Consider the following 26,616-nt stretch of genomic DNA (forward strand, 5'->3'; position numbering starts at 1 on the left):
AGGTCGGCTCGAACGGTAGAACGCTCGGGACGCGCCAAGGTTCCCGGCCATCATGGATCTGCGGGAGCTGCCGCCGGCGGGCCGCAACGGGCACTTCGCCTCCCGTGCGGGTGAACGAGCAGCTCACCCTGGACTTCATGACGGTGGATGACCCCGTGGGGATGCACCTGGCCTTCGACGTGTCCCGGAGAGATGGTCGTCGGCGATGAGCGGGGCGAGTCCGTGAGTGGTCGGCGCGGTGGTCAGCGGGTCACGCGACGGTCAGAGGCCACGGCGGTCGAGGCGTGCGCGCAGGGCGCTGGGCGTCTCGGCGAGATGCTTGCGGACCGTCCGGGTCAGGTGCGCGTGATCGGCGAAGCCGTACATGGTGGCCAGCTCGGCGAGCTGGGCGCCGCCGTCGGCCATGTGCTCCAGCACGGCCCGCACCCTCAGTTCGTTGCGATACTCGCTGATCGTGCGGCCGGTGACATGGCGGAAGATCCTTCCGACATGCTTGGGCGAGGCGCCGACCAGCCGGGCCAGGTCCACGACGCTGTCGTTGAGGTGACCGCAGGAGAGCGCCTCCTGCACGGCGATGGTCATGCGGCGGTGGATCACCCGCGTCGTCGGCGGCGCACCGGGGCCGGGCCGCTCGGTCCGCGGTGGGAGAGCCGCCAGCAGGCTCTGCAACCGTTCACCCACCTCCAGGCGGTCAGCGCCTCTCCTGCAGGCGGACAGCAGCTCGCGATGGCGCAGGTCGAGCAGGGCGGTGATCGCCAGCATCCAGCCCGGAGCGCCCTGGACGCCCGCGACGTATTCGTCGTGGGCGTCAGGGGTCAGCATGATCCAGGTGTAGCGGATCTCGCTCGCCGACGGATAGGCGAAGCGCTCCTCCAGCCCTTCTCTGGTCAGGTAGCCGCCGGCCGCGTCGAGGAAGGAGTCCTGCCCTGAAGCGTGCCGGCGGAAGCCCCCCATCCGCATCAGCACCACGGCGTCGCCGATGTCCGGAGCCCACGGCGACCAGCCCTTGACCTGCCCTCCGCCGCGGATGTCATGGACGGACATGCCCAAGCCGGGATCCTTGCCGAGCTCCTGTCGCCGCATGACATCCAGACTCGCCGCCCGATCGCCTTCACCGTCGTCGGAATCATCGCGATTCCGCAACACATGGACCAGGCACTCTCGCGGCGGGAGGCGCGGACGCGGCCGGCGTCAGCGAATCGGCTGGATCAGCTGGGTGCGCCAGGTCACGGGGGCGGGCCAGCTCGACGGATCGGGTTGTGCGCTGAGGTCGAACCAGTGGTAGACCTCCCACGCCGCGCCGTCCGGCTCACGGTCGTGCTCCTTCAGCCACGCGTCCAGCAGGGCGTAGGTGTCGCCCAGACTGTCGTGCGATCCGAGGTGCCACGTGGCGACGGCCGTGCCGCCCGGCAGCTCGGCGGAGGCGACCCGTCCCGCGCCGACAGGACGTCCGGCCACGGGCACGCCGACCTCCACGTCCGTCTCGCCCTCCTCGAAGGTGTGGTACCTGACGAAGGGCTGCCCCTCCACGCTCACGCCGGGCTGCTGGGTGTACTTCCACAGTTCCGAGAACCCTTCGCCCTGAGCCTCCGACAGACGGGCGATCGCGACCGTCATCCTGATGCTCGCCGTGGTCTGGGGGTCACGGTGGAGGATCTCGAAAGTGTGCCCGTGCGGCTGGTCCGTCATCGTCGTCCTTTCCTGGCCGGCAGGTCGTGCCTCATCCTTTCGGAGCCGGTCGCGGCGACGCTTGAACATCGGTGCGCGACTGCGCCGCTCCCCGAGCGGCCGCGCAGAAGAGGACGCCCCCTTACATCCCATGTCATCGACGGCTCCCGGCCGCGGCTGCCACCGTGGCCGGCATGACAACCGACCAAGAGACCGAACGCAACCGCCGGCTCGTGACCGACGGCTTCGAGCGCTTCGCCCGGGGCGACATCGGCGTCCTGCGGACGCTGCTGCACGAGGACTTCGTCGAGCACAGCCCCGGCAACCCGTCCGGCCGGGACGCCTTCGTCGACTTCATCACGCGCGCGCCGGTGGCCAGTGCCCGGCTGGAGCTCAAGCGGGTCGTCGCCGACGGGCCGTACGTCGTCATGCACTACCTCATGACCGAGTCCGGCGGCCAGGCCACCGCCGTCGTGGACATCTGGCGGCTGGAGGACGGGCTGATCGTCGAGCATTGGGACGTGGTCCAGCCCGTGGCCGACGCGGATCAGGAATGCAGGCCGCGATAAGGCCGCAATGTGAGCTTTGTCACTGAATGAAATAGGTCCTCCGCAAAACGACGCACAATCCGGACATCAGCCTTCGGCGCCGGCGCATGAGATCACCCGCTCGACGAGCGGTAGAGCGAGGCGTCCACTCGCACATCCCACACTCTTTACGGTCACCTGTCGAGCTTTATGAAACCGCGTTTTTCCTTGAATGGTCAACGAGTCGCGCACGGCGCTCGACCGGCGACTTGCCCCCGCAGTTGTTATCGTCCTAACATCTCGTGGCGCAAGGATTTAGGAGCGCCTACCGGCATCCGGTCCCTGCGTTTTTCTCCGTATGGCGAGGCGCGCACCAATAGCGCCTCGCCACACCGAAACCGCTGATCGCGGCAGAGATACAAGGAGGTATCACCATGCGATCGCAGCGAAACTCCGACCGTCGCGGGGCCTGGCTCGCCACGGCCGCCCTGGCCGGAATGGTGCCGCTGTTCGCCGCCGGCCCCGCCCTGGCGACCACCTCGACCGCGCCCGACCCCGTCGGCGTCTACGTTCTCCGAGTCACCCCCGTGACCGGCGGGGATCCCGCGCCCGTCCCGGCCGCCACCCTGCTGTGCGGCCCGGACGGAGGCGCGCACGCCAACCCGACGCCGGCCTGCGACCAGCTCCGTCGCGCGAACGGCGCGGTGGAGCGCATCCCCGAGGACCCCGGCATGTGCACCAGGGAATACGCCCCCGTGCGCGTGACCGCCACCGGCGTCTGGAACAGGCAGTTCCACGAATTCGCCCGGACGTATCCGAACCTCTGCACGGCGGTGCGGGCCACCGGAGGCGTCCTCTTCGCCTCCTGATCCCCGGTCCTTTCGTGAACACGGGGCATCCCGATCCTCATTCTCACATGGCCGTCACGTGAACAGCAGATTAGCGCGCGCCTGCGAGAATAGGACCTCCCGGGATGCCCCGGAACAACGATGCCCACAATTCGCCGTGGGGACTCCGAAACGTTTCCCGATCGAGGAGAAGGATATATTCATGTTCAAGCACCTGGCCGTCGCGGCCATTTTCGCGGCCATCACGGTCCTGCCGGCCACGACCGCGCAGGCCGCAACGCAGGCGCAGCCCAAGGCCCGTCATTCCCAGGAAATGATCGGCTATGAAAAGTCGGGCGGGTTCGCCGGAATTCAGCGAAGCATTTCGATCGACCGGGACGGCCAGGCGCGGGCCGCCTCCGCCGCGGTCACCGCCGACTTCCAGCTCACGGCCGACGAGCTCAGCCTGCTGCGGCGCAGGCTCGGCGCCATCTCCACGTGGAACTCCTCCACGGACGGCTGCGACGTCGCGGACCACTTCACCTACACCCTGCGCTACCGGGGGCACCACGCCGTCCGCTGCCACACGCTGCCCCGTGACTGGGAGCCCGCCGTCGCGCAGCTCGACCAGATCATCGACCGCCACCTGGCGAAGAGCAGCCCCACGACGCACAGCTGATCCACCGCGCCGCCGCCAGTCGCTGGTAGGGCCAGTCGCTGGTAGGACGGCCACGGTCGGGACGGCCTGGGCGAGACTGGCCGGAGGGGTGCCAGAGCTCGCCGATCGGGGGGCCGTCCCGCCCGTCGTCCGCTCCTGACCGGCGGGGTTGACCTTGACACTGGCGACAAGGTCTACGCTCGGGCCGCTCGACACCACCCGAGGAACGGAAACCCCCATGAGCGCAGACCGCCAGTCCCTGCTCGACCACGACCAGCGCTTCTTCGAGGCGCTGACCGCCGCGGACGCGAAGGTCCTGGACGGCCTCCTCACGGACGACTTCGTCCTGGTGAGCGTGGACGACGGCGCCGTCGTGGGCCGTGACGTCCTCCTCGACGCCATCTCCTCCGGCGCCGTGCAGTTCCCGGCGATCGAGTCGTTCCCGGAGGAGGCTGTCGTGCGCCGCGTGGGGGACGTCGGGATCGTGGTGGGGCGTACCGGCATGAACTTCACTCAGCCCGACGGGACGGCCTTCAGCGCCGGCAGCCGCTACACGCACGTCTACGTGGCCGATTCCCCCGGCACCTGGCGCCTCACCTCCGCCCAGGGCACCACCATCAAGGCCGCCTGAGCCGTCGGGACCCCCGGCGGGAGGTGGCCGGCCCCCCGGCATAATCAGCCGCATGCGGTTCGGAATCCTCGGCCAGACCCGGGCGTGGCACGACGACGGGACCGAGGTTTCCCTGGGCGGCCCGGCGCGGCGGGCGCTGCTGGCTCTGCTGCTGATCCGTCCCGGCGAGGCGGTCCCCGCCGAGCGGCTCGCCGACGAGATCGACCCGAACGCGGGCACGTCGGCTCACGCGCTGCACTCCCAGGTGTCCCGGCTGCGCTCGGCCGTGGGCGACGGAGCGGCGATCGAACGGGCCGCGACGGGCTACCGGATCGTGGTCCGGGACGACGACGACGTGGACGGCTACCGGTTCGAGCGGCTGGCCGCCGAGGGCCGGTCCGCGCTGCGCGAGGGCGACCCCGGCCGCGCGGTCACGCTGCTGCGCGAGGCGCTGGAGCTGTGGCGGGGACCGGCGCTGGCCGACCTCGCCGAGAGCCCGACGGCCCAGGCCGCCGCCGCGCGGCTGGAGGAGCGGCGGCTCGGGGCGGTCGAGGACCGGATCGAGGGCGAGCTGCGCCTGGGTGGGCACCGGTCGGTCGTGCCGGAGCTGCGCGAGCTGGTCGGCCGCCATCCGCTGCGCGAACGGCTGGCGGCGCTGCTCATGCGGGCGCTGTTCGCCGAGGACGGGCAGGCTGCGGCGCTGGAGGTGTTCGAGGAGACCCGGCGGCACCTGGCCGAGGAGCTGGGCGCCGACCCCTCGGCCGAGCTGGCCGGGCTGCACCGGGAGGCGTTGAGCGCGCCCCGGCCCGCCTCGCCCGCCGCCCCGCCGGCCCAGCTCACGAGCTTCGTCGGCCGTGCCGCGGAGGTGAGCGAGGTCGCCGGGCTGCTGCGCGTGGCCCGGCTGGTCACGCTGATCGGCCCCGGCGGTGTGGGCAAGACCCGGCTGTCCGTCGAGGTCGCCGCGGTCGCCGACGACACCGTGTGCTTCGTGGAACTGGCCGCGCTGCGCGACGGCCTCGACCTGCCGCGGGCGGTGCTGGCCGCGCTCGGCCTGCGCGAGAACGGGCTGGTCATCGAGGGCGACGGGCAGGGCCCGGTCGAACGCCTCAGCTCGGCGCTGTCGGACCGGGTGCTCCTGCTCGTCCTGGACAACTGCGAGCACGTCGTCGAGGAGGCCGCCGCGCTGGCGGCCCGGCTGCTGGCGACCTGTCCACGGCTGCGGGTCCTGGCCACGAGCCGCGAGCCGCTCGGCGTCATCGGCGAGAACCTCTGGCAGGTGCGCGGCCTCGACGGCGACGCGGCCGTGCGGCTCTTCACCGACCGCGCCACGGCCGTGCGACGCGGGTTCACCGCCGATCCGCGGACGGTACGGCGGATCTGCGCGGCGCTCGACGACCTGCCGCTGGCCATCGAGCTGGCGGCGGCGCGGCTGCGCACCCTGGACGTCGAGGACCTCGCGGGACGGCTGGACGACCGGCTCGGCGTGGCGGCGCGCGGCAGCCGCACGGCCGCCGGGCGGCACCGGACGCTGCGCTCGGTGGTCGCCTGGAGCTGGGAGCTGCTGTCCGAGCCGGAACGGCGGGCCGCGCGGCGCTTCGCGGTCTTCGCCGGCGGCGCGACGGCGGAGTCGGCGCTGCGGGTGTGCGGGGCCGACGGCGAGACGCTGGAGTCGCTGGCCGACAAGTCGCTCGTGGAGGCCGTGGGCGGGCGCTTCCGGATGCTGGAGACGATCCGCGCGTACGCCGCCGAACGGCTCGCCGAGGCGGGCGAAGGCGAGACCGTGCGCCGGGCCCACGCCCGGCGCCTGCTCGACCTGATGCGGGCCGCCGACCCTCACCTGCGGCGGGCCGAGCAACTGGAGTGGCTGCCGAGGCTCGCGGCCGAGCACGCCGACCTCCTCGCCGCGCTGCGCTGGAGCGTCGAGACCGGTGAGACGCGGACGGCTCTGGAGCTGCTCGCCGCCGCCTCGACGTACCTGTGGCTGAGAGGCACGTCCGCGGCCGTCGCGCCCCAGGCGATCGCGCTGCTCGACGCCATGGCCGTCCCGCCGCGGGACCTCCCGGATCACCCGGCGCGGGACCTGCCGGGTGAGGAGTACGCGACGGCCGTGCTGCTGGCGGCGTCCGGGATCGACGGGCGGCCGGTGTGGCAGCGGCATCGCGCGGCGGCCGAGAAGGCGCTGGCCGCCGCGTGGCAGGGCGACCGGGCGGGCCGTCACCCGGCCACCCTGCTGCTGTGGATGATGCGCAGCGCCGTCGACACCGATCCGCGCGCCGCGTACACGCTGGTCTGGTCGCAGCGCGACTGCCCCGATCCGTGGGCGAGGGCGGCCGCCCGGTACGTGCACGGCTTCGCGCTGCTCGGCGAGGGCGACACCGCGGGCGCCGAGCAGGAGTTCCGCGCGGCGGCCGAGGCGTACCGCGCGCTCGGCGACCGATGGGGCACGGCGCTGGCCCTGGACTCGGTCGCCGGCCTGGCGGGCGCGGTCGGCGACCGGGCGAAGGCCGTCGCGCTGACCGACGAGGCGCTGGCCCTCACCGAGGAGCTCGGCGCGCTGGAGGACAGCGCCGACCTGCTGGTCAACCGCGGCGACCACCTGGCCGGGGACGACCTGGCGGCGGCGCGCGCCGACTACGAGCGGGCCGCCCGGCTCGCGCACCGCGCCGGCGGCTCGACCTATCTCGCGGCGGCCCTGCGCGGGCTGGGCGACGTGGCCCTGGCGGAGCACGACCTCGCGGAGGCCGAACGGCTGTACCAGGAGGCTCTGGAACGGCTCGACCCGCACTGGATCAAGAGCGTCGGCCACCGGGTGCGCGCGCTGGCCGGGCTGGGCCAGGTCGCCGAGGCGCGCGGCGACCGGGCCGGAGCCGAGGCGCGCTACCGTGAGGCGGCGGCGTCGGCGGCCACGGTCGCGCCCGCCACCCCGGAGACGCTGCGCATGATGGGCCTGCCCGAACCGGTGGTGCGGGCGGTGAGCCGGCGGTGAGCCCGCGGTGAGCGCCCCGGCCGAGGCTGTGCGTCATGAAGAACCGCACCGTCCTCATCTCCGGCTCCTCCATCGCCGGCCCCGCGCTCGCCTACTGGCTCCACCGTCACGGCTTCGTCCCCACGATCGTGGAGCGCGCCCCCGCCCTGCGTGACGGCGGCTACGCCGTCGACTTCCGCGGCGAGGCCCACCTGACCGTGCTGCGCCGCATGGGCATCCTCGACGCCGTCGAACGCGCCAAGACCGGCATGGGCTCCATGTCGTACGTCAACGCGGCCGGCAAGCAGCAGGCGAAAATGCCCGCCGACCTGTTCGCGGGCGACGTCGAGATCCTCCGCGGCGACCTCGGGCGCATCCTCTACGACACCACCAAGGACTTCACCGAGTACGTCTTCGGCGACTCCATCACCTCGCTCCACGAGGACGCCGACGGCGTAAACGTCACCTTCGAGCGCGGCGCGCCACGCCGGTTCGACCTGGTGGTCGGCGCCGACGGGCTGCACTCCAACACCCGCCGCCTGACCTTCGGCCCGGAGGAGCGGTTCGTCAAGCACCTCGGCCTCTACTGCGCGATCTTCACCACGGCCAACCACCTCGGGCTCGACCACACCGGGCACGCCTACCGTACGGCGGGCCGGCTCGTCGCCCTGTACAGCGCGCGCCACAACGCGGAGGCCAAGGCCGTCTTCTACTTCGCCTCGCCGCTCATGGACCTCAACCGCCGCGACGTCGCCCGGCAGCAGGAGATCCTCGCCGAGCAGTTCACCGGCAACGGCTGGCAGAGCGACCGGCTGGTGGGCGAGATGCGGCGCGCACCCGACTTCTACTTCGACTCGGTCGGCCAGGTCCACATGGACGCCTGGACGCGCGGCCGGGTGGCGCTGGTGGGCGACGCCGCCTACTGCCCCTCGTCGCTGTCCGGCATGGGCTCGGGCCTGGCGCTGGTCGGCGCGTACGTGCTGGCGGGCGAGCTGGCGGCCGCGGGGGGCGACCACCGCGTCGCGTTCGCCCGCTACGAGCAGGAGATGCGCGGGTACGCGACGGGCTGCCAGAAGATGGGCGACGGCGTCGCCAAGCTCATGGTGCCGGGCAGCCGCTTGCTGGCCTCGTTCCTCAATCGCTACTACAAGCTGATGCCGTACCTGCCGGGCAAGAACATGGCCGCCACCATGGCCCGCAAGGCCGCCGAGAACATCACGCTCCGCGACTACGAGAGCCTTCGCCGGCCCGCGTGACCCCCACCACCTGGAATTTTGCGTGGCGGATCCGGTGCCGCTTTCGGCATAGTGCGGACAATGCACCGACAGCTCATCAGTCACCTGGCCCACGCCGACCACCCGATCGCGTCCCCGGTCAGCGCGGCGAACCTCGACCGCCTGCTCACCCGCGCCAAGCTTCCCGCCGGCGCCCGCATCCTCGACCTCGGCTGCGGGGAGGGCGCGTGGCTCCTGCGGGCGCTGGAGCTCTACCCCGACGCGACGGCGGACGGCGTGGACATCGGGCAGGAGGCGCTGGCGTCGGCCGCCGAGTCCGCCGGCCGCCTGGGGCTGTCCGACCGGCTTCGGCTGCACCAGGTCCCGGCCGACTCCTTCGAAGCCACGCAGCCGTACGACCTGGTGCTGTGCGTGGGCGCCACCCATGCCTTCGGCGCGCTCGCCGACGCCCTCGACGGCGTGCGCCGCCACCTGCGTCCCGGCGGGCTCGCGCTGGTCGGCGAGGGATTCTGGGAGCGGCCCCCGTCCAAGGAGCTTCTGGAGCTGCTCGGCTCGGACCCGGACGAGTACGCCGGCCTGGCCGGCACCGTGGCCCGCGCGCGCGACGCCGGCTACGCCACGGTCTACGCCCACACCAGCACGCGCGACGAGTGGGACGAGTACGAGTGGTCCTGGACCGGCACGCTCACCCGCTGGGCCCTCGACAACCCCGGCCCGGACGGGGACGAGGCCCTGGCCGCCGCCGACGAGCACCGCGACATGTGGCTCGACGGCTACCGCGACGTGCTGGGCTTCGTCACCCTCCTGCTCCGGCCCACCGACCGGTAGCCCGCTCCGCGAGTGCGTGAAGAGGATGGACGGGTTCGGGCAATCAGCGCTGATCACTTCTTCAGAAAGGCGCCGAATGCATGAGCTCGTCCCCTGCCCGTGCCTTACGCATGAGTGAGGCGATGACCGATGCGTCGATCATCGAGCGGTCGTTGCGCGAGACCGACTGGTTCTCGATGATCTTCGATCGGTATTTCCCGGTCATCCACCGCTACGTGGCGGCCCGGCTCGGGCCGGGCCCGGCCGACGACGTGGCCGCCGAGACGTTCCTCGCCGCCTTCGACCAGCGGCACCGCTACGACCTGGCCTTCGACGACGCGCGGGCCTGGCTGTACGGGATCGCCACGAACCTGATCGGCCGGCACCGCCGCAGCGAGATCCGCCTGTACCGCGCGCTCAGCCGCGCCGCCGGCCCGGACGACGTCGCCAGTCACGACGACCGCGTAGTGGAGCGGGTCTCCGCCGAACGGCTGAGCCCCGAGCTGGCACGTGGGCTGGCGGCGCTGTCCAAGGGCGACCGCGACGCGCTGCTGCTCGTCGCCTGCGCCCAGCTCAGTTACGCGGAGGTGGCACGCGCCCTGAACATCCCGATCGGCACGGTGGGCTCCCGGATCAACCGGGCCAGACGCCGGCTCCGCACCACATTGGGTCCCACGGCACGGGAGGTAATCGACCATGGATGAGCTGCGGCAGCTACGCGACCGTCATGACGCGATGCCGGATCCGGCCGCGGAGGTCGTCTCGGAGGCGCGTTCCCGGCTGACGGCGCACATGCGCCTGTCGCGGACCCGCAGGCCGGCCCGGTTCGCGGCCGTCCGCCGCGCCCGGCCGGTGTGGGGGCTCGGCCTGGCCGGCGCGGCCGCGGCCGCCGTCCTGGTGGCGACCACGATGAACGGCATCGAGACGGACGGCGGCCGGGCCGGCGTGGTGAGCGCGGCCCCGCGCACGGGCGCGACGCCGACCGGCGCCCCGTCCCCCACGACCCTGCGGCTGCGTCCCGTCGCCGACGCGCGGGACCTGGCCGGCAACGCGGCGGCCCGGGCCGCGGCGGAGCCGGACGTCGCCCCCCGGCCGAGCCAGTGGGCCTACCTGAAGAGCCTCACCGCCCAGACGCAGGTGGACGGCGGCCCCGGGCTGTTCGGCACGCCGAAGGTGAAGCACACCCGGGAGAGCTGGCGGCGCCTGGACGAGAAGGGCTTCGCCTACATGGAGCACGGCCGGCTGGAGGTGCAGGAGGGATCGGAGTACGAGGTGACGTACCCGTACCTGCTCTCGCTGCCGGATGACCCCGGCGCGCTGCTGGACCGCGTGTACGAGCAGATCGACGCCGAGGAGGCCGCGAAGCAGGAGGACGGCCCGGCGCAGGGCGGCCACCGGTTCACGCCCGAGCCGCTCACCCGCGACGAGCGGGACATGTACGCCTTCCAGTACCTCGCCCAGGGCATGCGCGACGCCGTGCTGCCCGCCAGGACCCGCGCCGCGATGTACGGCGCCCTGGCGAGGATCCCCGGCGTCCGTTACGAGAAGGGCGCGTCCGACCTGGCCGGGCGGCCCGGGGTGACCCTCTACCGGGTCAGCGGCCACCTGCGCGACGAGATCTTCATCGACCCGAGGACGTACGCGTACCTCGGCTACCGCACCGTCGTGACCCGGGACCACGACGACCACGGCAGTCAGCTGCGCAAGGGTCAGATCCTCGGCTGGGACGCCCAGCTCAGGGGCGCGATCGTCGACAAGGCGGGCGAACGCTCATGAGGGCCGGCCCCCTCACGCGCGCGCGTGAGGGGGCCGGGTCGCACACCGTCGCCGGGCGCTCCGCTGCGGAAGGGGTGGGTCGGCAGGTTCGCGCCATGTGCTCGGCAGCAAGGTGCGCTGCGAGGGAAGGTCAGCGGCGAGGTGTGCTGCGGGGGAACGGTCAGCGGCGGGTGTAGATGATCGCGAGGGTCGGGGGCTTGACGCCCTTGTCCTGGTTCTCCGAGGCCGCGAAGGCCCGCCAGTTGGTGGCCTCCTTCTCGTCGGCGCCGCGGAGCTGGATGCCGTAGTCGGGGGCGCCCGCGGCCCACGCCTTGGCGATGTTCGTCACGGGCCAGGCCAGGAAACCGGCGCCCATGGCGCACGGCGCGGTCCAGGTGCGGCCGCGGCCGACGCGGGTCGTGGAGGCGCCCTCGCTGGTCGTCGTGGGCTTGTTGTCCCAGTTCAAGTCGTGCTCGTCCCAGGGGCTGGTGACCCGCTCGGCGGTGAGGCCGGAACCGACGGCGACGCCGCAGGCGTTGGTCTCCAGGTTCCACATGCCGAGGCTGGCCAGGATGACCTTCTTGCCCTTGATCTTGGACGTGTTGAACTTGACGTAGCTGCGCATGACGTCGCCGCCCTGGCCGTTCTCCCACGGCATGGTGCCCGCGATGATCATCGGGTCGCCGGGGTGGGAGGCCCAGGTGCTGGCCACGTCCGAGTCGGTCTCGACCTGCGGAAGCGTGATCGACGGGAAGACCGTGACCGGGTACTGCCGCTTGGGGTCGGCCAGGAAGCCGGCGTCAGGCTTGAGCACGAGCACCTTGACACCGTTCTGGGTCTCGACCGTGGAGTCGATCTCCTTCAGGGCGTCGCCGCGCGGCTTGCCGTGACCGCTGGAGTCCCACATGACCGGCCGCGCGCCGGAGGCGACAACCTTGCCGTCACCGGCGGTGCTCGTCAGCAGAAGCCGGCCGTTCGCGTCCTCGGTGAGGTCGACGCCCTCGGTCTGCACGGGGATGCGCAGCTCCAGGGGGCCGGTCGGCTTCGCGCGCAGCACCACGTCGTGGCGGAAGCCCGTGGGCAGCACGGTGACGACGAGGTCCGCGCCGGGGCCGGCGGCGTTGGCGAACGTCGCGACGTTGCCGTTGACGGACGGCTTGGGCAGCGCGGTCGGCCACTTGACCGCGAACTCCCGGCCGGCGTCGTCCACGATCTTGGCGAGCGGCGCGTCGCCGCCGGCGGAGACCTCGACGTTGGCGCGGGAGACGCGCGGCTTGAACACCGCGCCGCTCTGGACGAGGGAGGTGTCGATCGGCACCCACTTGTCGCCCTGCTTGATCTGGGCGACGCCGGAGCTGATGTTCTCGGTGAAGGTGCCGTCGGGGTTGGCGACGGTGGTGCTGTTCTCGTTGGTCAGAGCCGGGACGGCCACGGCCTGGCCGGTGCTGGCCGCCTGCTGGGAGGCGGTGTCCATGGCGGCCTCGGCGGCCTCAGCGCTCTGCGCCGTGTCGGAGGGCGGCGTCGGCGTGGCGGCGGCGGCGGCCTCCAACGCGGTGCCACTGGTGAGTACGGCCGCGGTGAGCAGACCGAGAGCGAGCTTCCCCGTAAGCGAAATACGCAATTCTCATCCTCAGTAGTACAGATGACGAATGGTGATGAATTGTTCAGATTTTGTGATTTAAGATTTGATAAATCGCCGTAAATCTGGACAGGCGGCATCGACGGGCGGCGCCTGGTCAGACGCGCCCTCAGCCTTGTTGACCCCGTGCTGCCGGCGCGCGGCGCCGGCCTACCCCGTGTGCTAGGCGCCCCCGCGTGTGCGTGAGTGCATGGTTCCCCGTTCTGCGAAAGAGAGCATGATCGCGCTCAGGTCACATGAATATCACGCGACATATCCGGACAGGCCGAAAATAGGGGACTATGACCTATCTCACAGAGCAATGCGTTATCGAGTCAAACGCTCAGTCACGACAGGCGCTCCGGCGCGGGGTGCCCGGGACCGCGCGCCCGGGTCGAGGGTTGACTTTCGTCAGGGGCGCGGCTGGCCGGACGGCCGATGTCGGGACCGGTCGCGATCTCTAGGTTCTCCGGGGTGACACCTCGAACGGAGCGCCACCAGTGAAGATCCTTTCCCTCGCCCTGATGACGGGCCTGGCCGTCCCGTCCGCGCCGGCGGCGTCCACAGCGACGACATGGACGGCGGAGGCACCCGAGCTCTCCCCCGCCGCCATCGACGCGTACGTCAACCGCGCCCTCGACGCCACGGGCGTGCCCGGCCTGTCCGTCGTCGTGACCCACGGCGACCGGGTCGTCCACGCCGCCGGCTACGGCCACGACTCCGAGGGCAGGCCGGTCAGCGCCGCCACGCCCATGCGGGTGGCCTCGGTGACCAAGTCGTTCACCGCCATGGCCGTGATGATCCTCGTGGAGGAGGGCAAGCTCGCCCTCGACAGACCCGTGGTCGAGCAACTGCCGGAACTGCGCATGGCCGACCCGCGCGCCCGGACGATCACCGTACGGCACCTGCTGAACCAGACGTCCGGCCTGTCCGACACCACGACCGACATCCGCGCGCTGGACACCGGCGGCTCGCTCAAGGAGTACGTCGCCAAGCTCGGTGACGCCACGCTGCGCGCGACGCCCGGCACCCGCTGGGAGTACTGCAACGTCAACTACAACCTGGCGGCCCGCCTGGTGGAGGCGGCCGGCGGCCGCGCGTTCGGCGACTTCATGAGGGAGCGGGTCTTCGGGCCGCTCGGCATGCGCTCCAGCGCCGTCAGCGACCTGGAGGTCCGGCCGGCCGACGGCTACAACTCGGTGTACGGCCTGTGGCTGCCGCGCCCCGAGCTGCCCGCGTTCCTGGACGGCAGCGGCAGCGGCGGCGTCATCACCACGGCCGCCGACATGGGCCGCTGGCTGATCGCCCAGAACGGCGGGGGCCGCCGTCTCGTCGGCCCGGCGAGCCTGGCCGCCATGCACACCCCGAGCAAGGTGAGCGACTACGGCATGGGCTGGGGCATCGACGACGAGACCAGGCGGCTCACGCACTCGGGCAACCTGTTCACCTACACGGCCGTCGAGACGATCGTCCCCGAGACGGGGTACGGCTTCGCGGTCATGGCGAACAGCGCCGCCCTGGCGGACGCCACGTTCTCCATCGCCGGCGGGCTCGCCGACCTGAGCGAGGGCACGGCGCCGGAGGTGCCGGGGGGCGACAGGCAGCTGTTCGAGCTGGTGCTGGGGGTGATCGCACTGGTGGCGGCCGGACTCGGGGCCTTGGGTGCGGCCCGCTCCCGCCGCTGGGCGACCCGACGGCTCACCACGAGGACGTCGAAGCGGGCCAGGACTACCCAGGAGCCCATGACGTCGAAGCGGGCCAGGACTCCCGAGGGGCCGCGGAGGACGTGGCGGGTGGGGCTGCGGCTGGTGCCGGTGCTGCTGCCTTCGGCCCTGCTGGCGGCGTACCCGGACCTGGTCTCGTTCCTGTCGAACGGCAGGACGATCACATGGGCGCAGCTCACGTACTTCCCGGCGCCGCTGACGATCACCTTGGCGGTGGCGGCCGCGGCGGGCCTCACGACGGCCGCCTTCCGACTCGTCCGATACCGCGCGCTGTCCCGCGCCCGGCTCACCACGACGCCCACCCCCACAGCGAAGATCCAGTAGCTGCACGGCGAAGGCTTCGCATATGCCGACCATCGGTATATAAAGATCCTATGTCCAAGTCACGTGGCTTGCAGGAACCTTCGTTCCTCATCCTGACCTCGCTGGCGCATGAGCCCCAGCACGGCTACGGCATCATCACCGACGTCGAACGCATCTCCCAGGGTGAGGTCCGGCTGAGAGCCGGCACCCTGTACGCCGCCCTGGACCGGCTGCAGTCCGAAGGACTGATCGCGGAAGACCGGGAGGAGATCGTCGACGGACGGCTCCGCCGCTACTACCGGCTCACCGGGGAAGGCGGTCTGCGCCTGGCCGAAGAAGCGGCGCGCCTGCAGCGCAACGCGCGGACAGCGGTCACCCGGCTGCGTACCCGCCAGGCCGGAGGCATCGCGTGAGCGAGCTCGAACGACGCTACCGCCGCCTTCTCCGCCTCTACCCTCGCGATCATCGCGCCAGGCACGAGGAGGAGATGCTCGGCGTGCTCATGGAGACGGCGGAGCCCGGCCGCCGCCGCCCGCACCCTCGCGACGTGACCGATCTGCTCATCGGGGCGGCCGCCCTCCGCTTACGCCGGCCCATCAGCCGGCAGTCCTTGCTGTGGTGGCGTGATGCGGCACGCGTCGCCGCGGCCCTCGGCCCGCTGGCGCTGATCGCCCTGCGGCTCCCCGGAGTGATCCACCAGATCGAGCTGCATGTCGGAACGGGGCCGGCGATGCCTCTCGGTCCGGGCCGGCTCATCGAACAGCTCCTCGGGCTGTCGCTCTCCATCGCGACCTGGGTGCTGGCCTGGCGCGGTCGCAGGTGGACCGCGGCCGTCCTGGCGTGGGCATGGACCATCTGGCTGTGCGCGGACATGATCATCCCGGGTTCGGGCCACTGGAGCTTCAGCGAGACTCTCCCCGTGGTGCTGGCCCTGCTCCCGTACCTGACCGTGGCCGTGCTGTTGACGGGGACAGCCCACCCGCAGCGCGGAGTGCGACTGGTCGGCGGGCGCAGGATCCTGAGCTGGTACGCCGTCGCTCTGGTGGCCACCACGGCCATGAGGGTCCGGCTGGCCGTAGACGTGTCGTGGCTGGCTTTGGAGGTGGTTGCACTCGGTCTGACGGCGATCATCTGCGGGATGGCCGCACGATCCCCGCTGGGACGCAGGAGTGTCGCGCTGCTCACCCCCGTCCTCCTGCCCGTTGTGCTGATGTTCGTTCTCCCGTGGGTGTTGTGGTCCGCGTCTCACGACGACATGATCCAGGCGATCGTCATGGTGGGCGCGGCCCTGGCCGCCTTTGTGATCACCGCCTGGGTCACCGGCCAGCGCAAGGCGGCCACTGCTCCGCCACGCGAAGCGGCTCACCCCTGAGGATCGTCCGGAGCCGATGGACGCCTGTCACCGCGTCCTGATCGTCGAACACTCTCCTCGCGTTTGATCCCAGCCCCTGTGAGCAGAGGCCCTGTCGGCGGATGCGGAAGCGAGCACGGGGGGAGGCGTTCGAGTGGCCGATCAGGACAGCAGGCCCAGGCTGTGTCAGGTGGTGCTCGACTGCACCGACGCCAGGGCGTCGGCGGAGTTCTACCGGTCTCTGCTGGGTCTGGTCTACCGGCCTGGTGACGAGCCGCCCGAAGCGGGCGGCGACGACGAGCGGGGCCGCGACTGGCTGGTGCTGCGGGCGCCGGACGGCGCTCCGCAGCTGGCCTTCCAGCAGGTCGACGAGCTGCCGGAAGCGACCTGGCCGAAGGGCCCGGTGCCCCAGCAGTTGCACCTGGACCTGACCGTGACGTCGGTCGAGGACCTGCGGATCCAGCATGCACGCGTGCTGAGGCTCGGCGGCCGGCTGCTGCAGGACTGCGTGGACGACCCCGAGGAGCCGTTGCGCGTGTACGCCGACCCGGCTGGACACCCCTTCTGCATCTTCGTCTCCAGACGCAGCCCCCGCCCCCAGCCCTGACCCGCCCAGACCTCAACCCAGGCAGTCCTCAAGCCACGCACACCGCACCTGCGCAGGAGCTCAACCCCACGCACCCCTCAACCCGCGCGGACTCACCCCGGCGCGCACCTCAACCCGACGTAGACCTCACCCCGGCGCGCACCTCACCCCGGCGCGCACCTCACCCCGGCGTAGACCTCAACCCGGCGTAGACCTCAACCCACGTAATACGTCATCTCCACCCCCGACACCGTGCGCCGCATCGCCTCGAACCCCGCCAGGTCAGCGTGGTCGCCCAGGGCGTCGCGCACGACCTCGCTCAAGTGGACACGGCCGGGCGTGCCGAGGTCCTGGGCCATCTTGGAGGCGAGGTTGACCGGAGCCCCGGCGACGTCCCAGCCGCCGCCGGGGGTGCGGCCGGCGAGCACCGGCCCGGCGGCCACCCCGATCCGGCCCACGATCTCCCGCTCGGCCAACCCCGTGCGCATCCCCAGCGCGAAGCGCACGGCCGGGGCCGGCTCCTCGAAGAGGTAGATGCCCAGCGGCCCGGCGACCTTGATCTCGACGGCGCCCTCGGACGGCAGGAGGCGCAGGCCCACGTCGCGCATCGCCGCCGACAGCGACAGCCCTCTCAGCAGCTCCAGCTCCGGCGTGTCGGCCGGGGCGGCGCTCCGCTCGACCAGGACGACGGTGCGCTCGCGCAGGTGCTCGGCGGCGAGCCGCCCGGCCAGCTCGGCGTCGCCGGGGCGGGCGTCGAGCAGCAGCAGGTCGGCGTAGAAGGCGCCGGCGTACGGGATCGGGTAGTGCTCCTGGCCGGTGACGCCCGACTCGCCCGGCCACCCCTCGGCCGCCCACGCCTCGCCCAGCCCCGCGATGTCGAGGCGGGGGCCGTCGAGCACCTGGTGGACGGGCCCGACCAGGCCGCCGACCCCGTCCTTGGGCCGCAGCGTGAAGGGATGCCCGTGCGGCAGCCGGTCCACCACGGCCTGCGTCACCGCGATCTCCCCGCCCTCGGTGTCGTTCTCGGCGAACTCCTCGACCGCGTCGGCCTCCGCCCCGTACAGCCCGCCCGCCAGCTCGTAGTAGGACCCGAGGTGCGCGCCGATCCCGATGCGGACCTCGCAGTGGCGCCGGATCTCGTCCTGCGCCGTCAGCAGGGCGGACAGCAGCGTGGACGCCTCCACCGTCTCCGGATGGAACAGTTGCGCGTTGTCGGCGGCCCACACCCCCACCGCACGCCCGCCGGCGGCCCTGGCGCACGCGTGCAGGATCCGCTTCGGCCGGTCGATGAGCGCCAGCACCTCCAGCAGCCCGAGCCGCTGGCTGAGCCGGGTGAGCCCCGCCGAGTCGGACACCACGGAGTATCCGCGCGTCTCGTGGCGGCTCAGCAGGCGGCGTGCCTCACCGTCGGTGCGGTCGGAGGCGCGCCACTGCTCGACGAGGAACAGCGGCAGGCCTGCGGCGACGTCGCGCTGGGTGTCGAAGCCGCCCGGGGTGAGCGGGCCGGCGGGGGATTCGTAAGCCACCTCGCCACTTTACCTCACCCAGAGTGTTCGTTCGCATGCGCTTGGTGACGTCCGTTGACGTTCACGACGAGCGCCAGCCGGACCAGCGCGTCACGTCCACGAGGACGACGGGTCCGGCGGGTCGCGTACGCCGGTACTGCTCGTACTTCTCCACCAGCGCGTCCATCGCCGGTCCGCTCGTGGCGGTGTCCGGGGCGAGGACGCGGGCCGTGCCGTCGGCGCGCACCCACCACAGCCGCGTCCAGTCGTCGTCGTAGTGGTCGGCGAGGAGGGCGACCCGGGGGTTCGCCCGGATGTTGCGCAGCCGCTTCAGGTGGGTCGTGGTCTTGGGCTTGTGGTCCACCGCGATGACCACCCGGTCTCCGGTCAGGGCGAAGGTGACGGGCACCAGATGCGGCGCGCCGGCGGCGTCCACGGTGGCCAGGCGGGCGACGCGCTGCCCGCCGAAGAGCCGGCGCGCCTGGTCGGCGTCCATCAGCCCGTCGAGCCGTCCGGCGTGCGGCCAGTCGTGCCGTCCGGCGGGCTCGGGGAGAGCCCGGTGAAGGCGGCCCGTACGGTGTCGGCGATCCGCCGCTGGATCGGGTCCGCGTCCGGTCCGAACAGCCGCTCGTCCACGTCCTCCACCGCCTTCATCGCCTCCCCCATCAGCCGCGCGCCCTCCGGCGTGAGCTCCAGCGTCGACGCCGATCCCGCCCTGGCCTTGCGGTCCCGTACGAGCCCGGCCCCCGCCAGCGCCTTCACCGCCGTGTGCACGCTCTGCACGGTGATGCCCGACATCCGCGCCAGGTCACTGAACGACGCCCCGGGCACCCCCGCGATGTGCCCGAGCAACCCGAGCCGGCTGACCGTCAGCCCGAGTGGCGAGAGCGCGGCGCCCAGCTCGGACTCGACGCGGTGCGCCAGCGTGAGCAGCACGATGGAGGGACTGGTCGCCGGCGGATCCGGACGGGCGCTCTCGGTGGTCACTCCCCCAGTCTCCCGCAGTACGCCCCCTCACCCGCGGCAGCGGGCGGCGTCCCGCACAAGGCAAACACAAGGCAAAAGGGAGGCGCGGGCCGGGACGTTCTGGAAGCCTGTCGGCAAATGACCTTGAATGATGACGAGCTCGACGACATGCTCGCCGAGCTGACGACGCCCAGCGGGCCCGAGGCGTACCATCGCGCGTTCGCCGTCCTGCTGCGCAGCGAGCACCCCACCGCCGTGTGCGCGGCCCTGGACGACTACCAGCACCAGGAGGCGCTCACGCGCTTCGGCGGGGACAACCCGCTCGAACCGTTCGCCGGCGAGGTGCTCTCCGTCGCGCGCGGTCTGCTCAGCCGCCCCGCGGGGCCGGGCACCCGGGTGAGCGCCCTGAACGTGATGCGGAACCTCGCCGAGCACGAGGACGCGGACCTGATCGCCGACGCCCTCGACGGCGCCACGGACCCGGACGTGCTGGAGACGGGCCTGTCCGCGGCCGCGGCCGCCCTGCTGGGCGAGCCCGAGCCGAACCGGCGGCTGCTGACCGTGCTCATCGACATCGTCCTCGACGAGAGCCGGGACGTGGACGAGCGGCGCGGCGCCCTCTCGGCCCTGGACCGCGCCGACACCCCTGACGTCGAGGACGCGCTCGTCCGCGCGAGCGAGTCGGCCGAGCTGGATCTGCAGATCAGCGCCGCGCTCCGGCTCACCATGCCGGGCCGGATCCGCACCCACCGTGAACGGGTCGAGCGGCTCGTGGCGTCCTGGCCGGAGGACGCGGGACGCGACACGAGCATCGTGCGCGAACAGCTCGCGGGCTTCCACAGCCTCCACTGGACCGACGCCGAACCGGCTGACCCGGAGCTGCGCGGCGCGCACCGGGAGCTGATGTTCCCGGCCGACGACGAGTCGTGCCTCCAGGCGTTCCTCACGTTGCTCCGCAGCGACGACCCGGTCGCCGTGGGGATCGCGCTCGACCACTACGAGCACGGGGAGGGCCTGCGCCGGGTTCTCAGTGACGAGGAGTCCGCCGAGCGCCACCTGCCCGAGGTGCTGGCCCGCGCCCGCGAGGTGTTGCGGCAGCCGCCCTCCCCCGCCGAGCTGTCCCCGGAGTGCGGCGCGGGCGCCAACCACGTGAGCGCCCTGAACCTGATCAGCGCACAGCACGCCACACCGTCGGACGCGGACCTGGTCGCAGACCTCCTCACGCGGGCGGCCACGGATCGCGTGCTCGACAAGGCCATCTGGATGGCGTACGGCGTGCTCGACGAGGCGGAGGTGAAGGACCAGCGGATCGTCGACGCCCTGAGCGACCTGCTGTCCGGTCCCTGGCCCCGCTTCTCCCCGGTGAAGGAGAAGGCGATCCGCGTCCTGGCCGACGGGCTCGGGGCGCAGGCCGATGACGTGCTGCTGCGGCTGGTACGCGGCGACGACGCGAGAGCGCAGGCATACGCGACCTACTACCTGGTCCGGACGGGCGGCCTCGGCAGGTACCGCGACCTGCTCGTGGAGGTGGCCGAGAGCTGGGGAGAGCGCTCGCCCGCGCGTCCTTGGGGCAGCGACGTCGTCGGTCTGGTGCTCGGCGCGCTGCACAGCGCCTACTGGGCACCGCTCCGGCTCGCGGACCCCGGCCTGCACCGCGCCCACCGGGAGCTGCGGGCCCCCACCTCCCAGGAGGCCTGCCACCGCGCCCTGCGCACGCTGCTCGGCAGCGGCGACCAGGTGGCCGTGGGGATCGCGCTGGACCACTGGTGGAACCCGGCCGGCATCGAGCACCACTTCGGCGAGGAGGCCAGGAACGCCGAGGCGTCGCTCGTCCTCGACCGCGTCGGGGAGGCGCTGCGGCAGCCCCCGTCGCCGGCCGAGCTCACCCCCGACGCCGATGTCGGGGCCAACCATCTGAGCGCGTTGAGCGCCCTGCGCTTCGCCGGGGCGAGCAGGGCCGCACTCCTCCCGGACGTCCTGGAAGCACTCGCGGACGTCCTCGAGGGGGCCGCGAGCGACTGGATCCGCGACTGCGCCATGGAGGCGGTGTCGTCGGTGTTCGAGGACGCGGAGGAGGCCGATCCCCGGCTCGTGGAGGCGCTGGGGAACGTCGCCTGCGACCGCGACGTGCGGCTCGGTGACCGCCTGGCCGCCATCAGGGCGCTGGAGGCGTCGCCCGGCTCGAACGCGGCTCCTGTGCTGGTGCGCGTGACGGAGTGTCCCGAGGTGGAGATCCAGGCGGCCGCCGCCTGGGGGCTGTGCGGTGAGGAGACGTTCGAGGAGCATCGCGACCTGCTCGGAAGGCTGAGCGCGAACTGGCCCGCGGAGGACGTGCCGTGGCAGGCCGAGCAGGTACGCGACCTGCTCGGACCCGCGGACGAGTAGCCGGCGCCCGGTCAGGGAGCCCCGTCGCGCACGGTGGCCCGGTACCGCCGGTGATCCGGATGCTCCGGCTCGACGAGGGGGCGCACGCGCCGCGGTGTGCCCGGGGTGCCGATCTCGGCTCCTTGGCCGTGCGTCCACTCGGATGCGTCGTAGTCCTTGGCACGGTCGCCGATGATCTTCAACCGGCCGTTGATCACCGTCGCGTACAGGAGCAATCCGAAGGAACCGATGCGCGAGGGGGTCGCGCCGCTGACGTACCCCGCGAACAGTTGCCCGAACGAGGGGTTGTCGTACTCCTCGACCAGGAACAGGACCCGGTGGGCGCGCTGAACGGACCGTGCCGCGGAACGCGCTATCCGCGCCAACTCCTCCGCGGACGTCGGAGCACGGCCCAGGACGGAGCGCATGCTGGTACCGGGCAACTCATGCATGAACGATTCGCTGATCTCCCGCCGGCTCCGCAGGACGTCGTCCGGTTCGAAGAGGACGGCCAGGCGCTCGGCGTACTCGGCGTCCAGGTAGGAGGCGAAGAAGTCGACGGCCTCGTCGATGTCCACCGCTTCTCGCGGCAGGCTGTGTGCGGGCGTGCGATCGCGCGCCTCGTCCATCAAGATCCGTCCTTTCGGGGTCGTCGTCGAACCTCGTGAGCCTCCGATCGGGCCGCCCTCTCATCACGACGCCTCACGGCCCTCTCCCCTCAGGGGGCGAAGTGGTGGGCCTCGTGCGAGACGGAGACGACGTCGGGGCTGACGATGTGCACGCGCCCGCGGAACGTCGCTCCATCCACGGCGTCGATGGAGACGGTGTAGACGTCGGTCATGAGCGAGCGCCCTTCGGTCGGCCGGAACCGGCCATCGCCGGTGTGATCACCGCGTGGCTGCGATGGTACGGGCGCCCACCGACATCTCAGCCACGCGACTCCTACGACATGGAGGAGTACGGCCTGGTCATCATCGGTCCCGCGCGCAGGGCTTCCCGATGAGTCGATTTCTCGGCCAGTCGGTCCGCGGGGTTCAGCGCATCGTCGATCAGCCGATCGAGCTGGAGGTCGGGATCCGGCCAGCACTCGATCGGGGTGAGACGCGCATGGTCGTCATGGCGGACGAGCTGGTGATCAGCGATACGGCCGCATGACCTCGATCCGCGGAGCTTTTCAACTCAGGTCGCCGGCAGCATGACGGAGGGACCGGTCACCGTTGCGGACGAGCCGGTACGACTCGTCGTGGCGGGGTCTCGCGGGTGTCCCAGCGCGTGCTGGCCAAGCGGCGTTCGGTCAGCGTCAGAAGGTCGAAGATCTCCCGAGCGAGATAGCCGGTGGTGTTCCGCTCCACTTGTTTGGGGAACAGGATACGCGCCCCGGCCAGTTCCTCCAGCGCCTGTCGGGCAGCCGGATGGGTGACATCCAGCAGCGATTGCACTGTGCGGGCCGTCACCAACGGTACGGCGGGGAGGAGATCCAGCAGACGGGCGACCGCCGAGCCCGTTCGGGGCACCGCTCGGAGCCCTTCCCCTTCCCTGAAGGCACGATGGCGCTCCAGCCACTCGCCATGGAGTTCCTTCAGCTCGTCGGCGAATCTCTCGGCTTGCTCCACCGCTGTGATGGACGCGGCGAAGAAGACTCGGAGCCAGTCGTTGACGCCCGACTCTGCCTCCGGCGAGCCTGCGTCTCCTGCATGGCGAAAAGTCGTGAGACCCGCCACATAGGCATCGCATCGGGTGAGCAGGACGAGGCTGATCGGGAGAATCGCGCTGGGTGTCAAGCCTCGCCGTGTGAGCACCGTGTGGATCAGCGCACGACCCACCCGTCCGTTGCCATCCGTGAATGGAGGGATCGTCTCGAATTGCGCGTGCACCAGCGCGGCCTGCAGGAGAGGCGCATGCTGGGCGCCGTTCATGTAGGTGACGAGATCGTCCATCAGCGGGCGAACATGTGCGGGCGGAGGCGGAACGAACTCCGCATCCAACGGATGCCAATGACCTCCTCCGACCCAGTTCTGCACCTCTCGCAGGCCGTGGTAGCGCTCGTCCGGCAACAATGCCTTGTGCAGGCCGATGACGTCCGCGAGGGTGACCGCCTCGGCGGCGACCAAGTCCGTCACCGCACGGCGAAGGGCCGTGACGTTGTTGGCGACCAGCGCCGCAGTCGCGGTGAACCCATGGGAAACGCCTGCCTCCCGGGCCGCCAGTTCCGCGAGGGCGACTTGCTGCGGCGAAGCCTGCAATCCCTCGATCCTGGACGACGCGATGGCCTCAGACCTGAGAAGAAAACGCGCGAGACCGTCCACGCCATGGCCCACTGGGTGCGCGACCAACCGCCGCACGAGCGTCTCGGCTTGTGCGGCTTGCTCTGCGACATCCGGCGCCACTGTCAGGGCGTGTCCCGTCAGGGGATCGGGAAGGTAGGGCCGGTAGGCGCCGCCGCGTCGATCGCGTTTGCTGGGAGCTTCCCACGCCACCGGCCAGGAGGCCTCAAGGTAGTGAGCCATAGGAGCAAACCTTTCATGGACGCCCCGTCGATGAAAGGATAAGCCGTAACCTTTCACGCAGCCGCTCTACCAGTAAGGATACGAACCACCCTCAAGGGACGCGCGGGGCGCGACGCCCGGCAAGAGGTCACGACCCTCCTCGATCACAGCAGTCGATGAGATCTCGGACTTGGCCCCCAAAGCTCTCCGGCAGTGCCCGGTCCGTTGTGGAGCGAGTCCCTTTCCGGCCCGGGCCGGGGTGCGCGAGGGGCGGGAGCCCCTCGCCTCAAGGGCGAAGCCCCGCAGGAAGAGCGCCCGAGCGTCAGCGAGGACCATGCCTTTGAGGGGGTCGAAGGGGGCGGAGCCCCCTGGGGGGCACGCCCGAGCATGATTCCGCGCGCAGCGCGCCCCTTCCGTGAGGACCTTGCCCTTGGGCCCCTGAAGGATGCGGCCCCCGAAAACGCCGGAGCGTCAGGTGGTGGAGAAGGCGGCGTCGAACGAGGTCACCGGCGGGGTGATGGAGTTGAGCCGGCGGATGTAGCCCAGCGCCTCCCTGGCCCCGTCCAGGCGGTCCATGCCCGCGTCCTCCCACTCGATGGAGATGGGCCCGGAGTAGCCGATCGAGTTGAGCGCCCGGAAGCAGTCCTCCCACGGCACGTCGCCGCGGCCCGTCGAGACGAAGTCCCAGCCGCGCCGCAGGTCCGCCCACGGCAGGTGCGAGGACAGGCGGCCGCGGCGGCCGTCGCCGACCCGGACTCGGGTGTCCTTGCAGTCCACGTGGTAGATGCGGTCGGCGAAGTCGAGGATGAACGCCACCGGGTCGAGGTCCTGCCAGACCATGTGGGACGGGTCCCAGTTGAGGCCGAACGCGGGACGGTGGCCGATGGCCTGCAGGGTGCGCTGCGTCGTCACGTAGTCGTAGGCGATCTCGCTGGGGTGGATCTCGTGCGCGAACCGTACGCCGACCTCGTCGAAGACGTCGAGGATGGGGTTCCAGCGGTCGGCGAAGTCCTGGTAGCCCGCGTCGATCATGGAGGCGGGCACCGGCGGGAACATGGCGACCGTGTGCCAGATCGACGAGCCGGTGAAGCCGACCACGGTGTCGACGCCGAGCAGGGCGGCGGCGCGCGCGGTGTTCTTCATGTCCTCGGCCGCCGCCCGCCGCACCGACTCCGGGTCGCCGGAGCCCCAGATGCGGGCGGGCAGGATGGCCTTGTGCCGCTCGTCGATGGGGTGGTCGCAGACGGCCTGGCCGACGAGGTGGTTGGAGATGGTCCACACCTTGAGGCCGTGCTTGTCGAGCTGGGCGCGTTTCTGCTCCACGTACGACGGGTCGGACACCGCCTGGGCGACGTCGAAGTGGTCGCCCGAGCAGGCGATCTCCAGGCCGTCGTAACCCCATTCGGCGGCGAGCCGGCACACCTCCTCGAACGGCAGGTCGGCCCACTGGCCCGTGAACAACGTGACCGGTCTCATGATGCGTCCTCCACGACTGATGCGTCCTGCACGACTGTGTAGCGGCTGGCGTCGGCCGCGCTCCGCTCGACCGCGGCCAGGACCTGCTGCACCCGCAGACCGTCGGCGAACGACGGGGCGGGATCGCGGTCCTCGGCGATCGCCTCCAGGAAGTCCTTGATCTCGTGGGTGAAGGTGTGCTCGTAGCCGAGGCCGTGGCCGGGCGGCCACCAGGCTCCCGCGTACGGATGTCCGGGCTCGGTGACGAGGATCCGGGCGAAGCCGGAGTCGCCCTCGCTGACCCACAGCTCGTTCATGGCCTCGAAGTCGAAGGCGAGGCTGCCGAGCGAGCCGTTGAGCTCGATGCGCAGCGCGTTCTTGCGGCCGGTGGCGAAGCGGGTGGCCTCGAACGAGGCGAGCGCGCCGCCGGAGAGCCGGCCGATGAACAGGGCGGCGTCGTCCACGGTCACGGCCCCCGTGGCGGCCCCTCCTGTGGTGGCGGCCAGGCCGGCCGAGTCCTCGGCCAGGGGACGCTCCTTCACGAACGTCTCCGTGAGCGCCGAGACGCCCACCACGCGCTGGCCGGTGACGTACTCGGCGGTGTCGATGATGTGCGCGCCGATGTCGCCGAGCGCGCCGGAGCCCGCCTTGTCCTTCTGCAGCCGCCACACCAGCGGGAAGCCCGGGTCCACGATCCAGTCCTGGAGGTACTGCGCCCGCACGTGCCGGATCTCGCCGAGCCGGCCCTCCTCCACGTACCGCCGGGCCAGGGCGATGGCGGGCACCCGGCGGTAGTTGAAGGCGACCATGTTCCTGCCGGGCGCCGCGGCCGCCGCGCGGACCATGGCCTCGGCCTCGGCGACGGTGTTGGCCAGCGGCTTCTCGCAGATGACGTGCTTGCCCGCCTCCAGCGCGGCGATGGCGATCTCGGCGTGGGAGTCGCCGGGCGTGCAGATGTCGACGATCTGCACGTCGTCGCGCTCCACCAGCTTCCTCCAGTCGGTCTCGACGTCGGCCCAGCCGAGCTGGGCCGCGGCGGCGGAGGTGCGCTCCCTCGACCGGCCCGCCAGCACCGCCATGCGCGGCGCGAGCGGCAGGTCGAAGAAGGCCCCGACGCTCCGCCAGGCCTGGGAGTGGACGCGGCCCATGAAGGCGTGGCCGACCATGCCCACGCCGATGCCGATCTTTTCTGACATGCAGCCCCCG

Annotated in this window: 26 protein-coding genes; 15 read left to right on the forward strand and 11 right to left on the reverse strand. The window is 71.7% G+C overall.

Translation table 11 applies throughout. The features are described from left to right. Nucleotides 1-261: 261 nt before the first annotated feature. Both HTZ77_RS27040 and HTZ77_RS27045 read right to left on the reverse strand, forming a co-directional pair. Nucleotides 262-1,083: a helix-turn-helix domain-containing protein gene (locus tag HTZ77_RS27040; RefSeq protein ID WP_175592480.1), complete on the reverse strand. Its 822-nt coding sequence runs from the start codon at nt 1,081-1,083 to the stop codon at nt 262-264. A gap of 108 nt (nt 1,084-1,191) precedes the next feature. Next, the gene (locus tag HTZ77_RS27045; RefSeq protein ID WP_175592481.1) at nt 1,192-1,689 is read right to left on the reverse strand and encodes a GyrI-like domain-containing protein; all 498 of its coding nucleotides are present in this window, start codon (nt 1,687-1,689) and stop codon (nt 1,192-1,194) included. A 173-nt stretch (nt 1,690-1,862) separates the two neighbouring features. Between HTZ77_RS27045 and HTZ77_RS27050 the strand changes: the two genes are divergently transcribed. The 9 genes from HTZ77_RS27050 (at nt 1,863) to HTZ77_RS27090 (ending at nt 11,073) form a co-directional block, all read left to right on the forward strand. After that, the gene (locus HTZ77_RS27050) at nt 1,863-2,237 is read left to right on the forward strand and encodes a nuclear transport factor 2 family protein (protein WP_175592482.1); all 375 of its coding nucleotides are present in this window, start codon (nt 1,863-1,865) and stop codon (nt 2,235-2,237) included. A gap of 392 nt (nt 2,238-2,629) precedes the next feature. Next, entirely contained in the window at nt 2,630-3,064 is a 435-nt protein-coding gene (locus tag HTZ77_RS27055) for an SSI family serine proteinase inhibitor (protein ID WP_175592483.1), read from the forward strand. 181 nt (nt 3,065-3,245) lie between these two features. Further along, nucleotides 3,246-3,701, forward strand: a complete 456-nt coding sequence (locus HTZ77_RS27060) for a hypothetical protein (protein ID WP_175592484.1) — start codon at nt 3,246-3,248, stop codon at nt 3,699-3,701. A 217-nt stretch (nt 3,702-3,918) separates the two neighbouring features. Further along, nucleotides 3,919-4,311, forward strand: a complete 393-nt coding sequence (locus tag HTZ77_RS27065; RefSeq protein ID WP_175592485.1) for a YybH family protein — start codon at nt 3,919-3,921, stop codon at nt 4,309-4,311. Between the two features lie 52 nt (nt 4,312-4,363). Next, nucleotides 4,364-7,276: an ATP-binding protein gene (locus HTZ77_RS27070; protein ID WP_175592486.1), complete on the forward strand. Its 2,913-nt coding sequence runs from the start codon at nt 4,364-4,366 to the stop codon at nt 7,274-7,276. A gap of 35 nt (nt 7,277-7,311) precedes the next feature. Further along, nucleotides 7,312-8,511 carry an FAD-dependent monooxygenase gene (locus HTZ77_RS27075; RefSeq protein ID WP_175592487.1) on the forward strand — a complete coding sequence of 400 codons (1,200 nt, stop codon included), beginning with the start codon at nt 7,312-7,314 and terminating at the stop codon, nt 8,509-8,511. Nucleotides 8,512-8,571: 60 nt separating this feature from the next. Beyond that, nucleotides 8,572-9,318: an SAM-dependent methyltransferase gene (locus HTZ77_RS27080; RefSeq protein WP_175592488.1), complete on the forward strand. Its 747-nt coding sequence runs from the start codon at nt 8,572-8,574 to the stop codon at nt 9,316-9,318. Between the two features lie 122 nt (nt 9,319-9,440). After that, the gene (locus tag HTZ77_RS27085; protein WP_235995183.1) at nt 9,441-10,001 is read left to right on the forward strand and encodes an RNA polymerase sigma factor; all 561 of its coding nucleotides are present in this window, start codon (nt 9,441-9,443) and stop codon (nt 9,999-10,001) included. Next, on the forward strand, nt 9,994-11,073 hold the full coding sequence (locus HTZ77_RS27090) for a CU044_5270 family protein (RefSeq protein ID WP_175592490.1): 1,080 nt from the start codon (nt 9,994-9,996) through the stop codon (nt 11,071-11,073). The genes HTZ77_RS27085 and HTZ77_RS27090 overlap by 8 nt, the downstream gene beginning before the upstream one ends. Before the next feature lie 160 nt (nt 11,074-11,233). Here the strand turns inward: HTZ77_RS27090 and HTZ77_RS27095 are convergent, their stop codons facing one another. Then, a complete protein-coding gene (locus HTZ77_RS27095; protein WP_175592491.1) occupies nt 11,234-12,673 on the reverse strand; it encodes a DNRLRE domain-containing protein in 1,440 nt (479 codons plus the stop codon). A gap of 497 nt (nt 12,674-13,170) precedes the next feature. On the opposite strand from HTZ77_RS27095, the gene HTZ77_RS27100 reads away from it, so the two are divergent. From HTZ77_RS27100 to HTZ77_RS27115, 4 genes are all read left to right on the forward strand, one after another. Then, nucleotides 13,171-14,718 carry a serine hydrolase domain-containing protein gene (locus HTZ77_RS27100; RefSeq protein ID WP_328808786.1) on the forward strand — a complete coding sequence of 516 codons (1,548 nt, stop codon included), beginning with the start codon at nt 13,171-13,173 and terminating at the stop codon, nt 14,716-14,718. Nucleotides 14,719-14,768: 50 nt separating this feature from the next. After that, nucleotides 14,769-15,110, forward strand: a complete 342-nt coding sequence (locus tag HTZ77_RS27105) for a PadR family transcriptional regulator (RefSeq protein ID WP_175592492.1) — start codon at nt 14,769-14,771, stop codon at nt 15,108-15,110. Continuing rightward, a complete protein-coding gene (locus HTZ77_RS27110) occupies nt 15,107-16,069 on the forward strand; it encodes a hypothetical protein (RefSeq protein ID WP_175592493.1) in 963 nt (320 codons plus the stop codon). Before HTZ77_RS27105 ends, HTZ77_RS27110 begins: the two co-directional genes overlap by 4 nt. Nucleotides 16,070-16,202: 133 nt before the next feature. Further along, entirely contained in the window at nt 16,203-16,655 is a 453-nt protein-coding gene (locus HTZ77_RS27115; protein ID WP_175592494.1) for a VOC family protein, read from the forward strand. 194 nt (nt 16,656-16,849) lie between these two features. Here HTZ77_RS27115 and HTZ77_RS48385 read toward each other — a convergent pair whose 3' ends face one another. The 3 genes from HTZ77_RS48385 to HTZ77_RS27130 all read right to left on the reverse strand — a co-directional run bounded on the left by HTZ77_RS48385 (nt 16,850) and on the right by HTZ77_RS27130 (nt 19,126). After that, nucleotides 16,850-18,160, reverse strand: coding sequence for an adenylate/guanylate cyclase domain-containing protein (locus tag HTZ77_RS48385; RefSeq protein ID WP_175592495.1), 1,311 nt, complete (start codon nt 18,158-18,160; stop codon nt 16,850-16,852). Between the two features lie 61 nt (nt 18,161-18,221). Next, complete coding sequence (locus tag HTZ77_RS27125) at nt 18,222-18,635, reverse strand: TIGR03668 family PPOX class F420-dependent oxidoreductase (protein WP_175592496.1); 414 nt, start codon at nt 18,633-18,635, stop codon at nt 18,222-18,224. Continuing rightward, nucleotides 18,635-19,126: a MarR family winged helix-turn-helix transcriptional regulator gene (locus tag HTZ77_RS27130; protein WP_175592497.1), complete on the reverse strand. Its 492-nt coding sequence runs from the start codon at nt 19,124-19,126 to the stop codon at nt 18,635-18,637. Before HTZ77_RS27130 ends, HTZ77_RS27125 begins: the two co-directional genes overlap by 1 nt. Before the next feature lie 117 nt (nt 19,127-19,243). On the opposite strand from HTZ77_RS27130, the gene HTZ77_RS27135 reads away from it, so the two are divergent. Then, entirely contained in the window at nt 19,244-21,490 is a 2,247-nt protein-coding gene (locus HTZ77_RS27135) for a hypothetical protein (RefSeq protein WP_175592498.1), read from the forward strand. 11 nt (nt 21,491-21,501) lie between these two features. Here the strand turns inward: HTZ77_RS27135 and HTZ77_RS27140 are convergent, their stop codons facing one another. Both HTZ77_RS27140 and HTZ77_RS47675 read right to left on the reverse strand, forming a co-directional pair. After that, nucleotides 21,502-22,098, reverse strand: coding sequence for a hypothetical protein (locus HTZ77_RS27140; protein ID WP_175592499.1), 597 nt, complete (start codon nt 22,096-22,098; stop codon nt 21,502-21,504). Between the two features lie 89 nt (nt 22,099-22,187). Further along, on the reverse strand, nt 22,188-22,310 hold the full coding sequence (locus HTZ77_RS47675; protein WP_268960129.1) for a hypothetical protein: 123 nt from the start codon (nt 22,308-22,310) through the stop codon (nt 22,188-22,190). Between the two features lie 158 nt (nt 22,311-22,468). Between HTZ77_RS47675 and HTZ77_RS27145 the strand changes: the two genes are divergently transcribed. Further along, the gene (locus HTZ77_RS27145; RefSeq protein ID WP_175592500.1) at nt 22,469-22,624 is read left to right on the forward strand and encodes a hypothetical protein; all 156 of its coding nucleotides are present in this window, start codon (nt 22,469-22,471) and stop codon (nt 22,622-22,624) included. Nucleotides 22,625-22,680: 56 nt separating this feature from the next. Here HTZ77_RS27145 and HTZ77_RS27150 read toward each other — a convergent pair whose 3' ends face one another. The 3 genes from HTZ77_RS27150 to HTZ77_RS27160 all read right to left on the reverse strand — a co-directional run bounded on the left by HTZ77_RS27150 (nt 22,681) and on the right by HTZ77_RS27160 (nt 26,606). Then, nucleotides 22,681-23,976: a Fic family protein gene (locus tag HTZ77_RS27150; protein ID WP_175592501.1), complete on the reverse strand. Its 1,296-nt coding sequence runs from the start codon at nt 23,974-23,976 to the stop codon at nt 22,681-22,683. Nucleotides 23,977-24,426: 450 nt separating this feature from the next. Then, the gene (locus HTZ77_RS27155; RefSeq protein ID WP_175592614.1) at nt 24,427-25,434 is read right to left on the reverse strand and encodes a sugar phosphate isomerase/epimerase family protein; all 1,008 of its coding nucleotides are present in this window, start codon (nt 25,432-25,434) and stop codon (nt 24,427-24,429) included. After that, nucleotides 25,428-26,606, reverse strand: coding sequence for a Gfo/Idh/MocA family protein (locus HTZ77_RS27160; RefSeq protein ID WP_175592502.1), 1,179 nt, complete (start codon nt 26,604-26,606; stop codon nt 25,428-25,430). Before HTZ77_RS27160 ends, HTZ77_RS27155 begins: the two co-directional genes overlap by 7 nt. Nucleotides 26,607-26,616: the final 10 nt, after the last annotated feature.

Source organism: Nonomuraea montanisoli (assembly GCF_013363975.1).
Taxonomy (GTDB): domain Bacteria; phylum Actinomycetota; class Actinomycetes; order Streptosporangiales; family Streptosporangiaceae; genus Nonomuraea; species Nonomuraea montanisoli.